12 protein-coding genes are annotated in these 17,886 nt (G+C 59.6%); 9 read left to right on the top strand and 3 right to left on the bottom strand.

The features are described 5' to 3' along the window. The first annotated feature begins 29 nt into the window (after positions 1-29). Both HMPREF9081_RS02460 and HMPREF9081_RS02455 read left to right on the top strand, forming a co-directional pair. A complete protein-coding gene (locus tag HMPREF9081_RS02460) occupies positions 30-938 on the top strand; it encodes an ROK family protein (protein ID WP_006305360.1) in 909 nt (302 codons plus the stop codon). A 141-nt stretch (positions 939-1,079) separates the two neighbouring features. Next, on the top strand, positions 1,080-1,925 hold the full coding sequence (locus HMPREF9081_RS02455) for a MurR/RpiR family transcriptional regulator (protein WP_006305359.1): 846 nt from the start codon (positions 1,080-1,082) through the stop codon (positions 1,923-1,925). A gap of 69 nt (positions 1,926-1,994) precedes the next feature. Here the strand turns inward: HMPREF9081_RS02455 and gyrA are convergent, their stop codons facing one another. Beyond that, complete coding sequence (gyrA, locus tag HMPREF9081_RS02450; RefSeq protein WP_040394327.1) at positions 1,995-4,442, bottom strand: DNA gyrase subunit A; 2,448 nt, start codon at positions 4,440-4,442, stop codon at positions 1,995-1,997. Positions 4,443-4,955: 513 nt separating this feature from the next. Here gyrA and HMPREF9081_RS02445 point away from each other — a divergent pair. Continuing rightward, on the top strand, positions 4,956-6,656 hold the full coding sequence (locus HMPREF9081_RS02445) for an O-linked N-acetylglucosamine transferase, SPINDLY family protein (protein ID WP_006305356.1): 1,701 nt from the start codon (positions 4,956-4,958) through the stop codon (positions 6,654-6,656). 363 nt (positions 6,657-7,019) lie between these two features. Here HMPREF9081_RS02445 and HMPREF9081_RS02440 read toward each other — a convergent pair whose 3' ends face one another. After that, positions 7,020-8,264 (bottom strand): NAD(P)-dependent malic enzyme, encoded by a 1,245-nt coding sequence (locus tag HMPREF9081_RS02440; protein ID WP_040394321.1) that lies wholly within the window; start codon positions 8,262-8,264, stop codon positions 7,020-7,022. Positions 8,265-8,410: 146 nt separating this feature from the next. Continuing rightward, entirely contained in the window at positions 8,411-9,757 is a 1,347-nt protein-coding gene (locus tag HMPREF9081_RS02435; protein ID WP_006305354.1) for an LCP family protein, read from the bottom strand. Positions 9,758-9,950: 193 nt separating this feature from the next. Between HMPREF9081_RS02435 and HMPREF9081_RS02430 the strand changes: the two genes are divergently transcribed. The 6 genes from HMPREF9081_RS02430 to mnmG all read left to right on the top strand — a co-directional run bounded on the left by HMPREF9081_RS02430 (position 9,951) and on the right by mnmG (position 17,865). Continuing rightward, the gene (locus HMPREF9081_RS02430; RefSeq protein WP_006305353.1) at positions 9,951-10,424 is read left to right on the top strand and encodes a CYTH domain-containing protein; all 474 of its coding nucleotides are present in this window, start codon (positions 9,951-9,953) and stop codon (positions 10,422-10,424) included. A gap of 353 nt (positions 10,425-10,777) precedes the next feature. Beyond that, positions 10,778-11,455 carry an MgtC/SapB family protein gene (locus HMPREF9081_RS02425; RefSeq protein WP_006305351.1) on the top strand — a complete coding sequence of 226 codons (678 nt, stop codon included), beginning with the start codon at positions 10,778-10,780 and terminating at the stop codon, positions 11,453-11,455. Positions 11,456-11,601: 146 nt separating this feature from the next. Further along, positions 11,602-13,227: an FAD-binding protein gene (locus tag HMPREF9081_RS02420; protein ID WP_040394318.1), complete on the top strand. Its 1,626-nt coding sequence runs from the start codon at positions 11,602-11,604 to the stop codon at positions 13,225-13,227. A 486-nt stretch (positions 13,228-13,713) separates the two neighbouring features. Then, a complete protein-coding gene (locus tag HMPREF9081_RS02415) occupies positions 13,714-14,844 on the top strand; it encodes a cyclically-permuted mutarotase family protein (protein WP_006305349.1) in 1,131 nt (376 codons plus the stop codon). Positions 14,845-15,437: 593 nt separating this feature from the next. After that, the gene (locus tag HMPREF9081_RS02410) at positions 15,438-15,920 is read left to right on the top strand and encodes a deoxycytidylate deaminase (RefSeq protein WP_006305348.1); all 483 of its coding nucleotides are present in this window, start codon (positions 15,438-15,440) and stop codon (positions 15,918-15,920) included. A gap of 61 nt (positions 15,921-15,981) precedes the next feature. Then, on the top strand, positions 15,982-17,865 hold the full coding sequence (gene mnmG / locus HMPREF9081_RS02405) for a tRNA uridine-5-carboxymethylaminomethyl(34) synthesis enzyme MnmG (protein ID WP_006305347.1): 1,884 nt from the start codon (positions 15,982-15,984) through the stop codon (positions 17,863-17,865). The last annotated feature ends 21 nt before the right edge of the window (positions 17,866-17,886 follow it).

The following is a 17,886-nucleotide window of genomic DNA, read 5'->3' as shown; positions in this document are numbered from 1 at the left end:
GCGATTCCTATATAGAACGGAGGGACCGAATGTATATCTGCATCGATATCGGAGGTACTGCCATTAAATACGGTGTCGCGGATACAGACGGGCACTTCCTCACGCACGGCTCCGTGCCGACCGAGGCGCGGGAACACGGCGGTGCGGGTATCGTTCAGAAGGTTTCGCGCATCGTGCGTGAGGCGTGCGATGCGTACGTCATCGAGGGTGTCGCCATCTCGACGGCGGGGATGGTCGATGCGGCGGCGGGGTGCATTGTCTACTCTCTGCCGGACGCCATTCCGGACTACACGGGAACGAACTGGAAAGCCCTGATGCGCGAGCAGTTTGACCTCCCGGCCTCCGCCCTGAACGATGTCAACTGCGCGGCGCTCGGTGAGCTTTGGAAGGGCGCGGGGCGGGGCTGCTCCTCCCTCTTTGCCATGACCGTCGGTACGAGCATCGGCGGATGCCTCATCGTCAACGGACAGGTCGTGCACGGTGCGTCCATGAGCGCGGGTGAGATTGCCTACATGCGCGTGCCGGGCGGGCGGCTGCACGAGCGCTGTTCCGCGACCAGCCTCGTCGCCTCCGTCTGTCGGACGAAGGGGCTGCCTGCCGGCAGCATCGACGGGCACGCAGTCTTCGACCTCCTTGCGAAGGGGGATCTCGCCGTTGCCGAGGAGGTTGCGGAACTCATCGACGCACTTGCTGATGCGATCACGAATGTCGTCTGTGTCGCGAATCCCGAGCGCATTGTGCTCGGCGGCGGCATCATGGCGCAGGAGGAGGCGCTGCGCCCTCCGCTTGAGGCGGCGCTGCGTGACCGCCTCCCTCCCCTCATCTGCGAGGCGACCGAGATCGCTTTCGCCGCCACGCAGAACGATGCGGGCATGATCGGTGCGCTCTATCACTTTTTGCAGGAGCATGGGGAACGTCCCGATAGAAAAGAAATGTAGGTTGCTCCAAAGCAAAGTACGCATGGCGAGAAAGATCGAACAAAAGGGCTGCCCTACGAAGTTTTAGCTTCGTAGGGCAGCCCCTTTCTTTTTCACAAAAATCTGCTATGATGAGAAATAAGAACTGAACGAGGTGAACCAATGAAGATACTCAGCCGACTCGACGATCCGCCGTTCCGCGTCTCCAAGGGCGACCGCAAGATCATTGACTGCATCCGTACGCATCTGACGGATATCCCGCGCATGACCATCTCTGAAATCGCGCTCGCGAGCGGTACGGCGGAGGCAACCTGCACGCGCTTTGTCCGCAAGATGGGATTCGCAAGTCTCGCGGATTTCAAGGCGGCGCTCGCCGAGGAGGGCGCGGGGCTCGGGCGCTACATGGATCGCGGGAACATCCGAAATAACGAGACGGCGCGCGAGACGGCGCGCAAGCTCCTCTCCGCGAACATGATCGCCCTTGAGAAGACGCAGGACATCATCCGCGATGAGGTCATCGACGCGTGTGCGGACCTCCTCATTGCGGCACAGCGGATCGTCTTCATCGGTCTCGGCTACTCCGGCATCATCGCGCTGGACTCGTATTTCAAGTTCATGCGGATCGGCATGAACTGTGTTGCCCCGCGCGACAACCATACCATGCGCATGATCGCCGTTCTCCTTGAGCCGAATGATGTCGTCTTTGCCATCTCGCACTCGGGTGAAACGGCAGAGATCTTGGAGACGGTTGCGATCGCGCGCGTGCGCGGGATCAAGGTGATCTCGCTCACGGAGGATCACACCTCAAGCCTGCGTGCCGCCTCCGATGTCAGCCTTACCTACATTGCGGAGGAGACGCCGCTTGAGACCGGCTCCATCGCCTCCAAGACGGCGCAGTTCTTCCTCGTCGATCTCGTGTATACCGAGGTGCTCAAGATCCTCCCGCCGAGCGCGATGGAAAAGAAAATCCGCACGACCGAAGCCGTGCGGAATGCGAAACGATCGTAAGGGAAGCCCAACGCGGGATCATTCTCCATTTGCTTCCCCGCTGTGGCAGGAGAGGCGAAAGACCCGTGCTCACTCCCCCGTGCTGTCGACGATCCGATTCATGGTCGCCATTGAGGCGACGCGGTCATTTTCGCCGATGGTCATGAGCTTGACGCCCTGCGTGTTGCGGCTGATGAGGGAGATCTCATCGACGGTGGTGCGGATGACCAGCCCATCTGTGGTGATGAGCATGAGCTCCTGATTCTCGCGCACGACGCGGATGCCGACGACGGGACCGGTCTTATCCGTGACCTTCATGTTGATGAGTCCCTTGCCGCCGCGCGTCTGCGTGCGGTACTCCTCGGCGGTGGTGCGCTTGCCGTAGCCGCCCTCGGTGACGGTGAGCACCTCGGAGCCCTGTTTCAGGATGTCCATCGCGACGACCTCATCCCCGTCGCTGAGACTTATGCCGCGCACGCCGCGTGCACCGCGTCCCATCGAGCGCACGTCCTCCTCCGGGAAGGTGATCGCCTTGCCGCCGCGCGTGCCGAGCATGATGCGGTTTGCGCCGTCGGTGAACTTGACGCCGATGAGCTCGTCGTCCTCGTCGAGGTTGACCGCCTTCAGTCCGCTCTTGCGGATGTTCGCAAACTCGATGAGCGGCGTCTTTTTCACCACGCCGCGCTTCGTACCGAGGAAGAGGAAGCGGTCGGGGCGGAACTCCTTGATCTGGATGACGGCGGTGATGCGCTCGTCGGATTCGACGGCGAGGAGGTTGACGATCGCCGTGCCCTTCGCCTGCCGTCCGCTCTCGGGGATCTCGTATGCCTTGAGGAAAAATGTGCGTCCGCGGTTCGTAAAGAAGAGGATGTCGTGGTGCGTTGTCGTGATGAGGAGGTCGCTGACGATGTCCGTCTCCTTCGTCCCCATGCCCTTGACACCGACGCCCCCGCGCCGCTGGCGGCGATAGGTGTCGAGCGGGATGCGCTTGATGTAGTTGCTCATGGTGAGGGTGACGACGACGTCCTCCTCCGCGATCAGATCCTTGATGTCCATCTCGCTCGCGTCGTATGTGATCTCCGTGCGGCGCGCGTCGCCGTACTTGTCACGTACCTCGCTCAGCTCGTTCTTGATGATGGCAAGGACTTTCGTGCGGTCGGCGAGGATGCCCTTCAGCTCCTCGATCATCTTGAGGACTTCCTGATACTCCTCCTCGATCTTCTCGCGCTCCAGTCCCGTGAGGCGCTGGAGGCGGAGGTCAAGAATTGCCTGTGCCTGCTTCTCGGTGAGCCGGAACCCGTCCATGAGTGCCGTGCGTGCGATGTCTGCCGTGCGGCTCTCGCGAATCGTTGTAATGACAGCGTCCAGATGATCGAGGGCGATCGTGAGTCCTTCGAGGATATGGGCGCGCGCCTCTGCCTTTGCGAGCTCGTACTGCGTGCGCCGCGTGATGACCGTTTCCTGATGGCTGATGTAGTGCCCGAGCATCTGCTTCAGGTTCATGATGACGGGCTGACCATCGACGAGGGCGAGCATGATGACGCCAAAGCTGTCCTGTAGCTGCGTGTGCTTATACAGCTGGTTCAGTATGACGCTCGGGGTACTGTCGCGGCGCAGCTCAATGACGATGCGCATACCGCTGCGGTCGGACTCATCGCGCAGATCGGTCACGCCGTCGATCTGCTTGTCGCGGACGAGTTCGGCGATCTTCTCGATGAGGCGCGCCTTGTTGACCTGATACGGGAGCTCGGTGACGATGATGCGCGGCTTCCCGTTTGACATTGTTTCGATGTGGGCGCGTGCGCGCATCTTGATAACGCCGCGTCCCGTCAGATATGCCTTGCGGATTTCCTCGGTACCGAGGATGAGCCCCGCCGTCGGGAAGTCGGGCCCCTTGATGACGCCCATGAGTTCCTCGATGGTCGTCTCGGGGCTATCGATGAGCATCAGTGTGCCATTGATGACCTCGACCATGTTGTGCGGCGGGATGTTGGTCGCCATGCCGACGGCGATGCCCGCCGTGCCGTTGACGAGGAGCTGCGGGAATTTCGCGGGCAGGACGGTCGGCTCTTTCTCCGAGCCGTCGTAGTTGTCGGTAAAATCGACGGTCTCCTTGTCGATGTCGCGCAGCATCAGCTCGGCGATCTTCGACATGCGCACCTCGGTGTAGCGCATCGCCGCCGCAGAGTCCCCGTCCACCGAGCCGAAGTTGCCGTGCCCGTCCGCGAGCATGTACCGCATGGAGAAGTCCTGCGCCATGCGGACGATCGCGTCGTAGACGGAGGTGTCGCCGTGCGGGTGATATTTACCGAGCACTTCACCGACGATGCGCGCCGACTTTTTGTACGGCTTGCTGCTCGTCATGCCGGAGCCCTGCATCGCGTAGAGGATGCGGCGGTGTACGGGCTTCAGTCCGTCGCGCACGTCGGGCAGGGCGCGTGCGACGATGACGCTCATCGCGTAGTCGATGTAGGAGTTCTTCATCTCGTGTTCGAGGTTGACCGGGACGATGCGCCCCTGTCCAAAATCCAGATCCAAAATGTCACCTCTCCGTGTTCGTTCCATAAGTATCCACAGTGATTATAGCATTTTCGCGGGGAAAAGTCTATGAGGGGGTCTATGTCAAGTGTTACGGACTGCGATGCTCCACGCAAACGCCTCGTTCGCAAGCGTTCGTGCGCTTGTACGCTTAAATACCGGCGAATTTCTAAACGCCCTTCGGTTGAACGACGAAATCCGCCGGGGCGTACCGCGCAAGCGGTCAACGTCATCCAATCACACTTCGCTAACGCTCGTGTTCTTGGGACGTTTTCCCATGCGACCTGTTACCCAATCAGCTTCGTCCTACGGACTTGCTTCTTGGACAGGTCAGTATTTTCCCGCTTGCTCCACTAGGGTTTGCTTTGGAACATCGCATCCGCATTCTTCCGTAACAATTATCATAGAACCGGAGAGGTTCCGCGAGGGGTATGCATGGCTGTGCTGAAAGGAATTCACTGCATGTTTGTCGAATAAGAATCTGAATTGGTGAGGAGGGATGTTGTGAAGAATATGCAGGCGCGACGGCAGGAGATGCTCCTGCGGGCGAACGCGCTGTACGAGGCGAAGGAGTACGCACGCGCGGCAGAGGTCGCGACGGAGCTGCTCGCGGCTCTGCCCGGGGATGCAGAGATGCGCTACATCCGTGCGGCGGCACTGACGGAGCTGGAGAGATATGAGGAGGCACGCGCGGATATTGCTCAGATTCGTGCAGTGCGCCCCGATCATCCGGGTGCAGCGCGGCAGGAGATCTACATTGACCGTGCGGAGGGCAAGATCCGTACGCAGATCGCACATCTGCGTACCTTCATTGCCGATCTGGAACAGCGCATTGCTGCAGGGAATGACATCGCCTATCATACGGTCTTTCTCGCAAGTGCCTACAGTATGCTCGGTGAGGCACTGACGCTCACGGGCGAGAGCGCGGCGGCGATCGATGCGTTCCTCGCATCCAGCCGTCATGAGACGCGCCCCACGCAGAGGGCGGAGGAGTACAGCAACGCGCTCTTTGCCGCGAACTATCTGCCCGCGCGCCTGCGCTCCTCGTACACAGACCTCGCACACGGCTACGGGGCGCTCTATGCGGATGTCACGCCGCTCGCGTCTCGTGCGGATGCTGTGCGCGGACACGACCGCATCCGCATCGGCTATATCTCGCCCGACCTGCGCACGCACCCCGTTGGGAAGCTGATCCGCCCGCTCCTCGCGCTCCATGACCGCATGCGTTTTGCCGTCTGCTGCTATGCGAACTGCATGGAGGATGCGCTCTCACACGCGCTGCGTGCATCCGCAGATGTGTGGCGCAACATACAGGGAATGCCGGCGGCAGAGGTCGCGGCGCTCGTACGCACGGACGAGATCGACATTCTCGTCGATCTCGCGGGGCACACGCAGAACAACTGCCTGTCCGTGCTCGCGTACAAACCTGCACCCGTGCAGGTGACGGGCATCGGCTATTTCAACACGACGGGGCTGCCCGCCATTGACTATATGCTTTCGGATGTGCACGTTGACCCCGCAGGGACAACAGACCCTGCCTTTACCGAGGAGATCATACGCCTGCCGCACAGCCATTTCTGCTACACGCTGCCCGAGGATCTCCCCCCCGTTGCCCCGCCGCCAATGGAACGCAACGGATATGTGACGTTCGGCAGCTTCAACAATTTCAGCAAGGTGACGGACGATGTGCTTCTTTTATGGAGATGGCTGCTAGACAATGTACCTCGTTCACGCCTCATCGTCAAGAGCAAGCTCTTTGATCGTGCGGAGGGGCGGGCGATCGCAGCGGAGCGCTTCGTACGCAGCGGCATTCCGACGGAACGCGTGGAGATGCGCGAATTCAGCCGCGGTTATCTCATGGAGTATGCAGATATGGACATCGCGCTCGACACCTTCCCCTACACGGGCGGCATCACCACCTGCGAGGCGCTTGCGATGGGCGTGCCCGTCATTACCCTGCGCGGGGAGAGCCACGGCGCACGATTCGGGGAGAGTCTTCTGACAAATGCAGACCTCGCGGAACTGATCGCCGATACTCCTGCGGACTATGTGCAGATCGCGGCGACACTTGCATCCTCACCCGAGACCCTGCGCACCCTGCGGGCGAATCTGCGCACGATCCTTGCGCACGCGCCGTTGACCGATGCGCGCACGTATGTTCATGACGTGGAGGCGGCATATGCGGAGATCTGGGAGCGCTTTGTGCATACTTGACGAATGCGGGACAGGGTCGTATAATAAACATAGGAAAGGCGCTGCCGGTAAACGGTCAGCCCCCAAGAGTTTATGCAGAGTAAGAAACCCCGCCTAAAGTTTGGGTGCTAGAGGCGGGGTATTCTTATGCCTTGGATATTACGATGCAGATCGTAACGAGGAAAACCAACGAAAGAAACTCGTATGGTCCCATAAGCATCACCCCCTCGCAAAGGGGGCTGAGAATGACCGCCTACCGCACGGCAACGCCTAGGATGATGATAGCATAAATGTTTTCTTTTTACAAAAATATTTTCCGGATGATATGAAAACCGCCGCTGAAGGAGCAATCCCCCAGCGGCAGTTTCATTTATGTTGACTTCCTCAGGCAACCGTATGCCCCAGCAGTTCGCGCGTATGAGCGGCGACGGCCTCGGGGGTGATGTCCGTCAGGCGCGCGACGCCGGTCTCAAGCGCTGCTTTTGCGACGGCGGCGGCGACGGTCGGTGCGACGCGCGGGTCGAGCGGGCTCGCGATGATGTTGGTCTCGTTCAGCTCGCTCTCGGCGACGAGGGAGGCGATCGCGTTCGCAGCGGCAATCTTCATCTCATCGTTGATCTCCTTGGCACGTACGTCGAGTGCGCCACGGAAGATGCCCGGGAAGGCGAGGAGGTTGTTGACCTGATTCGGGAAGTCGGAGCGCCCCGTGCAGACGATGCGTGCGCCCGCTGCCTTTGCCTCGTCGGGCAGGATCTCGGGAACGGGGTTCGCCATCGCCATGATGACGGGATCCTTGCTCATGCTCTTGATCATTTCCTGTGTGAGGCTGCCGGGTGCGGAGACGCCGATGAAGATGTCCTTGCCCTTGATGATCTGGGCGAGGCCGCCCTTTTCCTTTTGGCGGTTGGAGACTTTTGCGAGGCTCTCCTTGTACGGGTTCATGTTCTCCGTGCGCCCCTCGTAGACGGCACCGGTGGTGTCGCAGAGGACGACGGTCTTGATGCCGTAGGCAAAGAGGAGGCGTGCGATCGCCTGTCCCGCCGCACCTGCGCCGTTGATGACGATCTTCGCCGTGCGCAGGTCACGGTCGAGGTACTTGTATGCGTTGAGGAGGGCGGAGACGACGACGATGGCAGTGCCGTGCTGGTCGTCGTGGAAGACGGGGATGTCGAGGGTCTTTTTGAGCTCATTCTCGATGTCAAAGCACTGGGGTGCCTTGATGTCCTCAAGGTTGATGCCGCCGTACGTGGGGGCGATCAGCTGGCAGACCTTCACCACGTCTTCGACCTTCGGACTGTTCACGCAGACAGGAACGGAGTCGACGCCCGCAAAGCCCTTGAAGAGGATGGACTTGCCCTCCATGACGGGCAGGCCTGCGCCCGCACCGATGTTGCCGAGGCCGAGGACGGCGGTGCCGTTTGTGACGACGGCGACCATGTTGCCCTTGGTCGTGTAGTCGTAGATCTTCGCGGGATTCTCCTTGATCGCCAGGCACGGTGCCGCAACGCCGGGTGTGTAGGCGCGGCTGAGGTCGTCGCGCGTGGCGATGGGGACGGTCGGGGTGACCGCGAGTTTGCCATGATGGCTCCGGTGAAGTTCGAGTGCCTCTGCGTCAAATTTGCTTGCCATGATGAATCTTCCTTTCTGCGGGATGCTCCCGCAAAGTGTGATGTCCAACGCCAACACCTCGCTCCGCAAGGGATCGCGTGCTCGTTCTCCTAAGGAATCACTTGCCTCCCTAAGGTTTGCTTTTGGTCATCACAATTGCTGCGTTGTCACTCTTCCTTGCCCATATCAGCACTGCCGCGCGTGGGCGCGCCGTCATTGCTTGGCGCGGTGCGCTGTGTGCGCTCTGTGGGTTGCTCGGCGGGGACGTCCGCGCTCTGCCGTGTGCTTGCATGTCGGCCGCTGTCGGAGGAGGGGACGGTTTCGGAGGAGCGGCCGGGACGCGACGGGCGCTCCTCCGCATCATCGCGATCATTTGTGCGCGTGCGGTCGGCGGAGGTATCTTTGCGCGTACCCCTGTCCTCTTTTGCGTCCTTGTCGGAGGATTTTTTTCGGCTGCGCGTATCCAGTGCCTCATCGGCACCGACGGCGCGTCCGATACCGTTCTCGCCCGCGGGCACCTCGGTGGCGTTTGCGGGGATGGAGTCCTCGTACTCGCGCACGTCGCGCTCCATGCGGCTGCGTTCCGTGTTCGTGAGGGTGACGCCGAGGGAGTTTACCATACCGCGCCGCAGCTGTGCCATGTCGGGGATCCAGTAGCTCACCTCGTCGATGTAGAGCGGGCGGCCGGGCACCATCTCGGTTCTGAGACCCTTTGCCTGCGACTCCTTGAGCGTGCCGATGAACTCGAGCATCTGACGGACGCTGAGGTCAGTCTTGACACTGTCGATGACACTCGATATGATCCCGGGCAGGCGCGGCAGGATGGCGGGGGTGGTGACGGCGTCGACGATGGCGCGCATGAATTTCTGCTGGCGCTTGACGCGGCCAATGTCGCCGTCCTCGTCGCGGTAGCGGACGTAGGTGACGGCGGTCTTGCCGTCCATGTGCTGGAGCCCCGGGCGCAGATTGATGATGAGCCCGCCGTCATCGTCCCACGGATCCTCATAGTACATACGCTTTTCAACATCGATGTCGATGCCGCCGATGGCATCGACGATCTTTTGAAAGGCGTGGGTGTTGATGATGATGTAGTGGTCGATGCGGATGCCGAGGAAGTCCTCGACGGTGCGCTGGGTGAGATTCTCTCCTCCGTAGGCGTAGGCGGCGTTGATCTTGTCGTAGCCGTAGCGCGGGATGGCGACGCGCGTGTCGCGCGGGATGGAGAGGAGAGAGGTCTCGTTTTTCACGGGGTCGATGGTCGCGACCATGAGCGTATCGCTGCGTCCCACATCATCGCTGCGCTCGTCGACGCCCATGATCATAATGGTCGCCTTGTCCGTGGCGACGAGCAGATCCTCCTTGTGCTCTCTCTTCGCGCGGTCGAGCAGACTGCTCTGGGCGAAGAATGCGCCCGCAATGGCAGCGAGTACGAAGATGAGAATGACGCCAAAGAGGACGTATGGCCAGATTCGTTTCTTTTTTGTTGGTCGTCTCTTGGGTGGTAATGTTGTCAAAGTGGGATCGATCCTTTCCTCCCTTAGTGTTAGACAGGCTCCCTACCGCCGGACGTGTATTCAGTGCCGCCGGCTTGCGTTCGGGCACGAGCACTGATAGAATAAGTCCATCCGTCTAGTATCACATAATATATAGCAAACGCACGGAATATGCAAGATATTCTTCAATAGAATCTAGAAAGGACGCGATTTCATGGGCGTGGAAATCGAACGAAAATTCAAGGTAAAGGAAGATTTTCGACCGACAGGCGTCGGTATTGAAATAGCTCAGGGCTATCTCTCACGTGATCCGAAGCGAATCGTACGAATCCGAATAGCAGGTATACAGGGATTCCTGACGATCAAGGGGGAAACGCGCGGCGCCAAACGGCTTGAGTACGAGTACGAGATCCCCGTGGAGGAGGCGCGCGAGCTGCTCGCGCTCTGCGATCCTCCGCTTGTGGAAAAGACGCGCTATGTGGAGCCGTTTGCCGGAAAGCGCTGGGAGGTGGATGTTTTTCACGGGGCGAACAAAGGGCTCGTTGTTGCGGAAATTGAGCTGATCTCCGAGACGGAGGAATTTGTGTGTCCCACATGGGTTGGCGCGGAGGTGACGGGAGAGGAACGGTACTACAACGCAGCTCTGATCGCACGTCCTTACAATACATGGACAGCGGATGAGTGCTGAACGGAGTCGATTTTCGATCGGTTTATATTGTGGATAAATGCACCGATCCAGTGCAAAATAATCCCTGTGCTTTCCTGCAAAACTGTGGATAAATACACTTCTCCACAGTACAAAATATGGAATGCAGAGCATTTTTTTATTCAATATATGGTGTTATCCACTGTTTTATCCACATTATCCACAGAAAATGGAAGAGCGTTCGGAAAAATTATGCACACTGTGTAAAACTATGTGGATAAAGGTGATTTCAGCCTTTTGAACAATTTTATCCACAGAGTTCTGCACAGGTGTGGATAACTTTCTCAGGTTGTGGATTTCATCAAATTATAAAAGACAGAAGGGAATTTTTACCGATGGAAGAATGGGAAATCTGCCTGCGTCTTGTGCTTTCCTGCGCGATGGGCGGCATCATCGGCTACGAGCGTCAGATGCGACACAAGTCGGCAGGTCTCAGGACGAATATGTTGGTCGCGCTCGGATCGTGTCTGATCATGCTCATGTCGCAGGCGCTCTACGATCACGTCGAGGGGAAGACGAATGCGGATCCTGCGCGGCTTGCGGCACAGGTGGTAAGCGGCATCGGCTTTCTCGGCGCGGGCGCGATCATGAAGGAGGGGCTCACGGTCACGGGTCTCACGACGGCGGCGACGCTCTGGGTGGTCGCAGGTGTGGGACTCGCGGTCGGTGCGGGCTTTTATCTGAGTGCGGGCGTGACGACGGCGATCGTCTTTTTGATCCTCGGCAACCTCTCGCGCCTCGACGCATGGGTCGACCACGATCACATGCTCTCGCTCTCCATCCACACCGTCGATCGACCGGGGCAGATCATGCGCATCAGCGCCTGCATCGAGGATCTCCACCTGCGCTCGCGCGGCGTCAAGGTAAAGACGGATGAGGACGAGGCGGAGACCGTCGGCGAGCGGCGCGTGTACCTCAACTTCGAGGTGTATAACGGTGAGCATCTGAAACCTACATTTATTGTAGATACCCTGCGCCAGATCGACGGCGTGCTGCGCGTGGACCTCGTGTAAACGCAAAGCATACGCCGAACTGCGGGGGCGTGTCGTCCCTCTGACCGAGCGCCTGTCCTAATGAGGAGAAAGACCACATGATTGTTCCATCCCAAGACCACCTTAACGATTCCTGTAGACGTGAGAACAAGAAGGAGAAAGACCACATGATTGTTCCATCCCAAGACCACTGCGACGTGCTGGTGATCGGCGCGGGCATCGCCGGGATCTGTGCGGCGATTGCGGCGGCAAAAGAGGGCTGCGCCGTCGTGCTCACGAGCAGTACGGAGATCTTTTCCGGCTCCAGCTTTTTCCCGGGGACATGGGGACTGGGGCTGATCGGTCCTGTGGACGCGGCGGACGAGGACGACCTTGCCGCAAGCATTGCACGGGTCGGGGCGGGGATGACGACACCCGCGCTCGTCAAAACCTTCGTACACAAGATCAATCCCGCGATCAACGCGCTGAAAGCACGCGGCATCCGGCTGAGGACGGCGGAAAAATCCGATGAAAAAGAGTTTATCCCCTGTTTTGACCACAAGCGGCGAAATTGGAACGGTCTGGAAGCCGCCCGTATGCGTGCCGTCTTCCAAAAGGAGCTGGCGAAATACGGGGTGCGGCTCTGCCCCCATCACGAGGCGTTGGAACTCGTTCAGCACAGCGGACGCGTGTGCGGCGCAGTGTTCGCGGCGAAGAACCGCCTCCTCGCCATCCGCAGCAAGGCGGTCGTCCTCGCCACGGGCGGCTACAGCGGGCTGTTTCAGAACTGCCTCACGACCGCCGATGTCACGGGGACGGGACATGCCTTGGCACTGCGGGCGGGGGCGCGGCTCATCAATATGGAGTTCATGCAGATGATGCCCGGCTTCCTCTCCCCTGCGCCAAAGACCGTATTCAATGAAAAGACCTTTCGTTTTGCCACGTTCCGCGACGCGGACGGGAACGACATCTTGGCGCATCTGCCGAACCGCGCCGCACTGCTGGCGCAGCGATCCACGCACGGCCCGTTTACCTCTGCGGGCGCGGATCGCGCGGTCGACTTCGCCATTGCACGCGCGGAGCAAAGCGGCGGGGCGTATGTGAGCTATTCGGACGAGATGAAGCAAAATCCGCCTGAGTTTATCGCGACCTATTTCGACTGGCTGCACGAGAAAAAGGGGCTGACCCCGAACGATCCCGTGCGAATTGGGATGTACGCCCATGCAGCGAACGGCGGCATCGTGATCGACAGCGATGCCGCAACGGATGTCCCCGGCCTGTATGCCTGCGGCGAAGTGACCGGCGGGATGCACGGGGCGGATCGGATCGGCGGGCTGTCCAGTGCAAACGGGCTGGTGTTCGGAGAGATCGCGGGCAAATCCGCCGCTACAGAGGCGGGCGGCACGATGGCTGCGGACGATGAGATCCTCCTGCGCGCGCGTAGCATCCCCGACGCACACGCCATACGCAGCCGTCTCCGCAGCCTGATGACAGAGAACGCCATGATCGCACGCAGCGAAGAGGGGCTGATACGGGCGATTCGCTTCTGCACGGACGCACGGGAGGAAATGGAGCGTAATGCCCCCGCGACAGCTGCAGCGGATGTCGCCGCAGCCCTCCGCTTGTCCGCTCAGCTGCGGACGGCGACGGCAGTTCTGACAGCAGCTCTGCTCCGACGGGAAAGCAGAGGCGCACACTACCGCACGGATCACCCTGACACACTGAAATCGGAGGAAAAGAGGATCATCGTTACCGAAACGGACGGCGCGATCACGGCGCGGCACGAAAGTTCCGAAGAACGCACGCATGAATAATATGAGGGTCTTTGTCAAATGTCACGAACATGCATGCTCCACGCAAACACTTAGTTGCGCAAGCGTTCGTGTGCTTGTACGCTCAAATACCGCCGGACTTCTTAAACGCGCTACGCTTGAACGAAAGAAGTCCGACGGGGCGTACCGCACCCTTTTCCCGCTTACTCCACTAGGGTTTGCTTAGGAGCATCGCTGTCCTCATTTTCCCGTAACATTTATCATAGAACCTAATATGAAAAATATTTGAATTTTATCATCAAATATGCTATCATTTCCTTGTAAAAATAGAAAATATTTTTAGGAATTACCGATAACATGAAGTCCGTCAGATTGGCGTAGATTTTTCCCGTCAGAGAGATCGGTCGGGCGCATAGCGAGGGCTATGTGATGGATCGACAGCGCAGCACAGGTGAAAATATGCGCCAAGATGATGGGGACTGCGTGTATCCGCGCTTCCTATGCCCCGATACAAAAGGAGGAAATGATATGACTCGTTCATTCCGTCACGCCGCGCTCGCGGCACTCATCGCCCTTGCCCCGCTCACGGCTGCAGCCGCGCCCGCCGAGGTCGGCACACCGGCGATCGCGTGGCAGTCGGTCGGCACACTCTCACCCGCCGCAGGATACGCGGAGAACATCGGCGTTGCGGGTCTCGTACAGGGGACGTTCGGCGACTGCATCATCGTCGGAGGCGGCGCGAACTTCCCCGATGGCGGGCCGCTCACGGGCGGGGCAAAGGTGACCTATCCCGACATCTACGTCCTGCGCGCCACGGCAGCAGGGCTCACCGAGGCAGATCACGCGCAGATGCCGTACCCCGTCGGCTACGGCGTATCCGTGACGACACCGGACGGCGTGCTCTACTTCGGCGGCAGTACCGACGAGACGGGGGCGCGTGCAGTGACACGCCTCACCGCGCCGAACGGGAAACTCCACACAGAGACGCTGCCCGCCCTGCCCTTTGCCCTCCAGAACGGTGTCGCCGCCTATGACAAAGGCACAGTGTACCTCGGCGGCGGCAAGCAGGACGGCACACTCAGCAAGAAGTTCTACACCTACGATGTACGGACGGGAGCGCTCACCGCACTGCCCGACTTCCCCGGCGAGGCACGCGAGCAGTCCGTTGCGGAGTTCCTCGGTGGGCGGCTCTATGTATTCAGCGGCGGCGCGAACGTAGCGTACACGGACGGCTATGCCTACGATCCGAAGACGCGCGCGTGGACAGAGGTCAAGGGGCCGAACGTGGACGGCACGCCCGTCTCGCTCCTCGGTGCGCGTTCTGTGCGTCTCAATGCGGACGAAATGCTGGTCGTCGGCGGCTTTAACCATGAGATCTACAACTGGGCAGTTTCCAATCTAAACACCCTGCAAGGCGAGGAAAAGGACGCATTCCGCGCCCACTACTTCACCATGTCCCCCGAGGACTACCATTGGAATCGCGACATCCTCGTCTACAACGCCAAGACCGACGCATGGCGCACCGTCGGACAGCTGCCGTTCCCCGCACCCTGCGGTGAGGCACTCGTCATGGCAAAGGGCGCACTCTACTCCATCAGCGGCGAGATCAAGCCGGGCGTGCGCAGCCCGCGCCTCTATCGCGGAATCTTCGTGAAGTGAGCGCAACGCTTGACGAACTGCGCGAATTGAAGTAAAATAAGCATAGAAAAAGGGCACTGCCGCTCAGCGGTTGCCCCTGACATATGACGAGATTCCCCGCCTATTGTTTTAGGGACGCAAGGCGGGGTTTTCTCATTTATCGTTTAACGGATAAGACTAAGATGGTAAACACTACAAGAAACGTCAAGAACTCGTAGGTCTCCATACAGATCCCCCCTTTCGGGGGCTGAGTCACCACTGTGCCTATCAGTGCCTTTTCTCATTATAGCAAACAAGTGTATGTCGCGCAATGCTTGACGAACGATCGGAATTGCAGTAAAATAAGCATAGAAAAAGGGCACTGCCGCTCAGCGGTTGCCCCCAATGCTAAAGCAGAGATTACCCCGCCTATTGTTTTGAGGACGCAAGGCGGGGCTTTCTCATTTATCGTTTAACGGATAAGACTAATATGGTAAACACTACAAGAAATGCTAAAAACTCGTAGATTCCCATACCGATCCCCCCTTTCGGGGGCTGAGTTACCACTGCGCCTATCAGTGCCTTTTGCTATTATAACAAACGAACATATGTTATGCAAGGATTGAGGAATACGTATGATCATCTCATGGGACGAATACTTCATGGGCGTGGCGATCTTCTCCGCCTACCGCAGCAAGGATCCGCACACGCAGGTCGGCGCGTGCATCGTCAACGAGGACAAGCACATCGTCGGCGTCGGGTACAACGGTATGCCGAACGGCTGCGACGACCGCGAGTACCCGTGGGGGCGGACGGGCGACTTTGCAGAGCAGAAATATCCCTACGTCGTGCACGCAGAACTCAACGCCATTCTCAACGCGAGCACCTCGCTCAAGGGCTGCCGCATCTACGTCTCGCTCTTCCCGTGCAACGAATGCTGCAAGGCGATCATCCAGAGCGGCATCCGCGAGGTCGTCTACCTTTCGGACAAATATGCGGCTCTGGATGCGATAAAGATCTCCAAGCGCATGTTTGACTCCGCGGGGGTCAAATGGCGGCGTATGGAAACCGACCTCAGCGCCGTGCCTGTAGACTTTAGCGTTGACGATCGGTCTTAGACCTGCGATTATATCAAAACGATAACATGATTCATGTGATAAAAACAAAGGAAATCATTACGTGAGCGACACTACAAACTATGATATCATTGTGATCGGTGCGGGACATGCCGGCGTCGAGGCGGCACTTGCGGCGGCACGCATGGGACGCCGTACCCTCATCGTCACGCTCTCGCTCGACAACATTGCCATGATGCCGTGCAACCCGTCCGTCGGCGGTCCCGGGAAGAGCCACCTCGTGCGCGAGATCGACGCGCTTGGCGGAGAGATGGGCATCGCAGCGGACCGTGCGAGCATTCAGCGCCGACTGCTGAACACGGGCAAGGGGCCTGCCGTCCACTCCCTGCGCATGCAGGCAGACAAATTCCTCTACCAGCGCATCATGAAGGAAACGGTTGAGAACACGGAAAACCTCGACGTGCGTCAGCTGCTTGTGACGGAGCTCCTCACCGAGGGCGACAGCGGCGCAAGGCGCGTGACGGGCGTTCTCTGCGAAACGGGCGAACGGATTGCCGCGCGCGCCGTCATCCTCGCCACGGGGACGTATCTGCGCGGGCGTATCATCCTCGGTGAGACCATCTACGACAGCGGCCCGAACGGACAGCGCCCCGCGATGGCGCTCTCGGATTCACTCAAGTCACTTGGGCTGAAACTGATGCGTTTTAAGACGGGGACGCCCGCGCGCGTGGACCGTCGCACGATTGACTTCGAAAAGACATCCATACAGAAGGGCGATCCGACGGCGCCCGCCTTCTCCTTTTTGACCACGGAAATGCCAAGAGAGCAGACGCCCTGCTATCTCACCTATACGAATGCGGCGACGCACGAAGTCATCCGCGCGAATCTCCACCGTGCACCGATGGCAAACGGTGTCATCGAGGGCATCGGGCCGCGCTACTGCCCGTCCGTCGAGACGAAGATCGCGCGCTTTCCCGACAAGGACCGTCATCAGCTCTTCCTCGAACCCGAGGGACTGCACACGAACGAAATCTACGTGCAGGGCATGTCCACGAGTCTGCCGACGGATGTGCAGGAGGCGTTTCTCACCACGATCCCGGGACTTGAGCACGCCCGTATCATGCGCCCGGGCTATGCGATCGAGTACGACTGCCTCGACCCGCTCCAACTGGAAGCGACACTTGCCGTAAAGCACATTGTGGGACTCTACTCGGCGGGACAGGCGAACGGTACGAGCGGCTATGAGGAGGCGGCGGCGCAGGGCCTTGTCGCAGGAGTGAATGCCGTGCGGGAGATTGCAGGGGAGGAACCGCTCGTGCTCCGCCGCAGCGACGGCTACATCGGCGTCCTCATCGACGATCTCGTGACGAAGGGCACGGACGAACCCTATCGCATGATGACGAGCCGCGCCGAGTACCGCCTGATCCTCCGGCAGGACAATGCCGACCTGCGCCTCACACCGATGGGACGCTCCATCGGACTCGTCAGCGACGAGCGGTGGGCGCGTTTTACCGCAAAACGGGACGCCATCGAGGAGACCCTGCATCTCCTTGAAAGCACAAAGCTCAGCCCGAGCGCAGAGACGGAGGCACGCCTCGCGGGGGCGGGTATTCAGCCCCTGCGCGTACCGATGAGCCTCTTTGCCCTCCTCTCGCGCGAGGGGAACTATGACGTGCTCGCCCCGCTCTTTGATCTGCCTGACATCCCCGACGACGTTAGGGAAGAAGTCGAGATCATGGCGCGTTATGATGGATATATAAAGAAGCAACAGGAGCAGATCGCACGCATGGAGCGCCTTGAGAGCCGCCGTATCCCAAAGACCCTCGACTATGCAGCGATCACGAGCCTGCGTCTTGAGGCGGCGGAGAAACTTGCCGCGATCCGCCCGCGCTCCATCGGACAGGCAGCACGCATCAGCGGCGTCTCGCCCGCCGATATCTCCGTCCTCCTCGTGTATCTTGAGAAGGAGCGGCGCACACAATCTTGAGCAAACAAAAAGGGCGGTTGC

It is taken from the genome of Centipeda periodontii DSM 2778 (assembly GCF_000213975.1).
Taxonomy (GTDB): Bacteria; Bacillota; Negativicutes; order Selenomonadales; family Selenomonadaceae; genus Centipeda; species Centipeda periodontii.
Note: the sequence above shows the minus strand (reverse complement) of the source record. Positions and strands in the feature narration are given on the sequence as shown.

Coding starts and splice junctions, on each gene's coding strand:
- HMPREF9081_RS02460 (WP_006305360.1), top strand. CDS start 30: ATGTATATCTGCATCGATATCGGAGGTACTGCCATTAAATACGGTGTC.
- HMPREF9081_RS02455 (WP_006305359.1), top strand. CDS start 1,080: ATGAAGATACTCAGCCGACTCGACGATCCGCCGTTCCGCGTCTCCAAG.
- HMPREF9081_RS02445 (WP_006305356.1), top strand. CDS start 4,956: ATGCAGGCGCGACGGCAGGAGATGCTCCTGCGGGCGAACGCGCTGTAC.
- HMPREF9081_RS02440 (WP_040394321.1), bottom strand. CDS start 8,264: ATGGCAAGCAAATTTGACGCAGAGGCACTCGAACTTCACCGGAGCCAT.
- HMPREF9081_RS02430 (WP_006305353.1), top strand. CDS start 9,951: ATGGGCGTGGAAATCGAACGAAAATTCAAGGTAAAGGAAGATTTTCGA.
- HMPREF9081_RS02425 (WP_006305351.1), top strand. CDS start 10,778: ATGGAAGAATGGGAAATCTGCCTGCGTCTTGTGCTTTCCTGCGCGATG.
- HMPREF9081_RS02420 (WP_040394318.1), top strand. CDS start 11,602: ATGATTGTTCCATCCCAAGACCACTGCGACGTGCTGGTGATCGGCGCG.
- HMPREF9081_RS02415 (WP_006305349.1), top strand. CDS start 13,714: ATGACTCGTTCATTCCGTCACGCCGCGCTCGCGGCACTCATCGCCCTT.
- HMPREF9081_RS02410 (WP_006305348.1), top strand. CDS start 15,438: ATGATCATCTCATGGGACGAATACTTCATGGGCGTGGCGATCTTCTCC.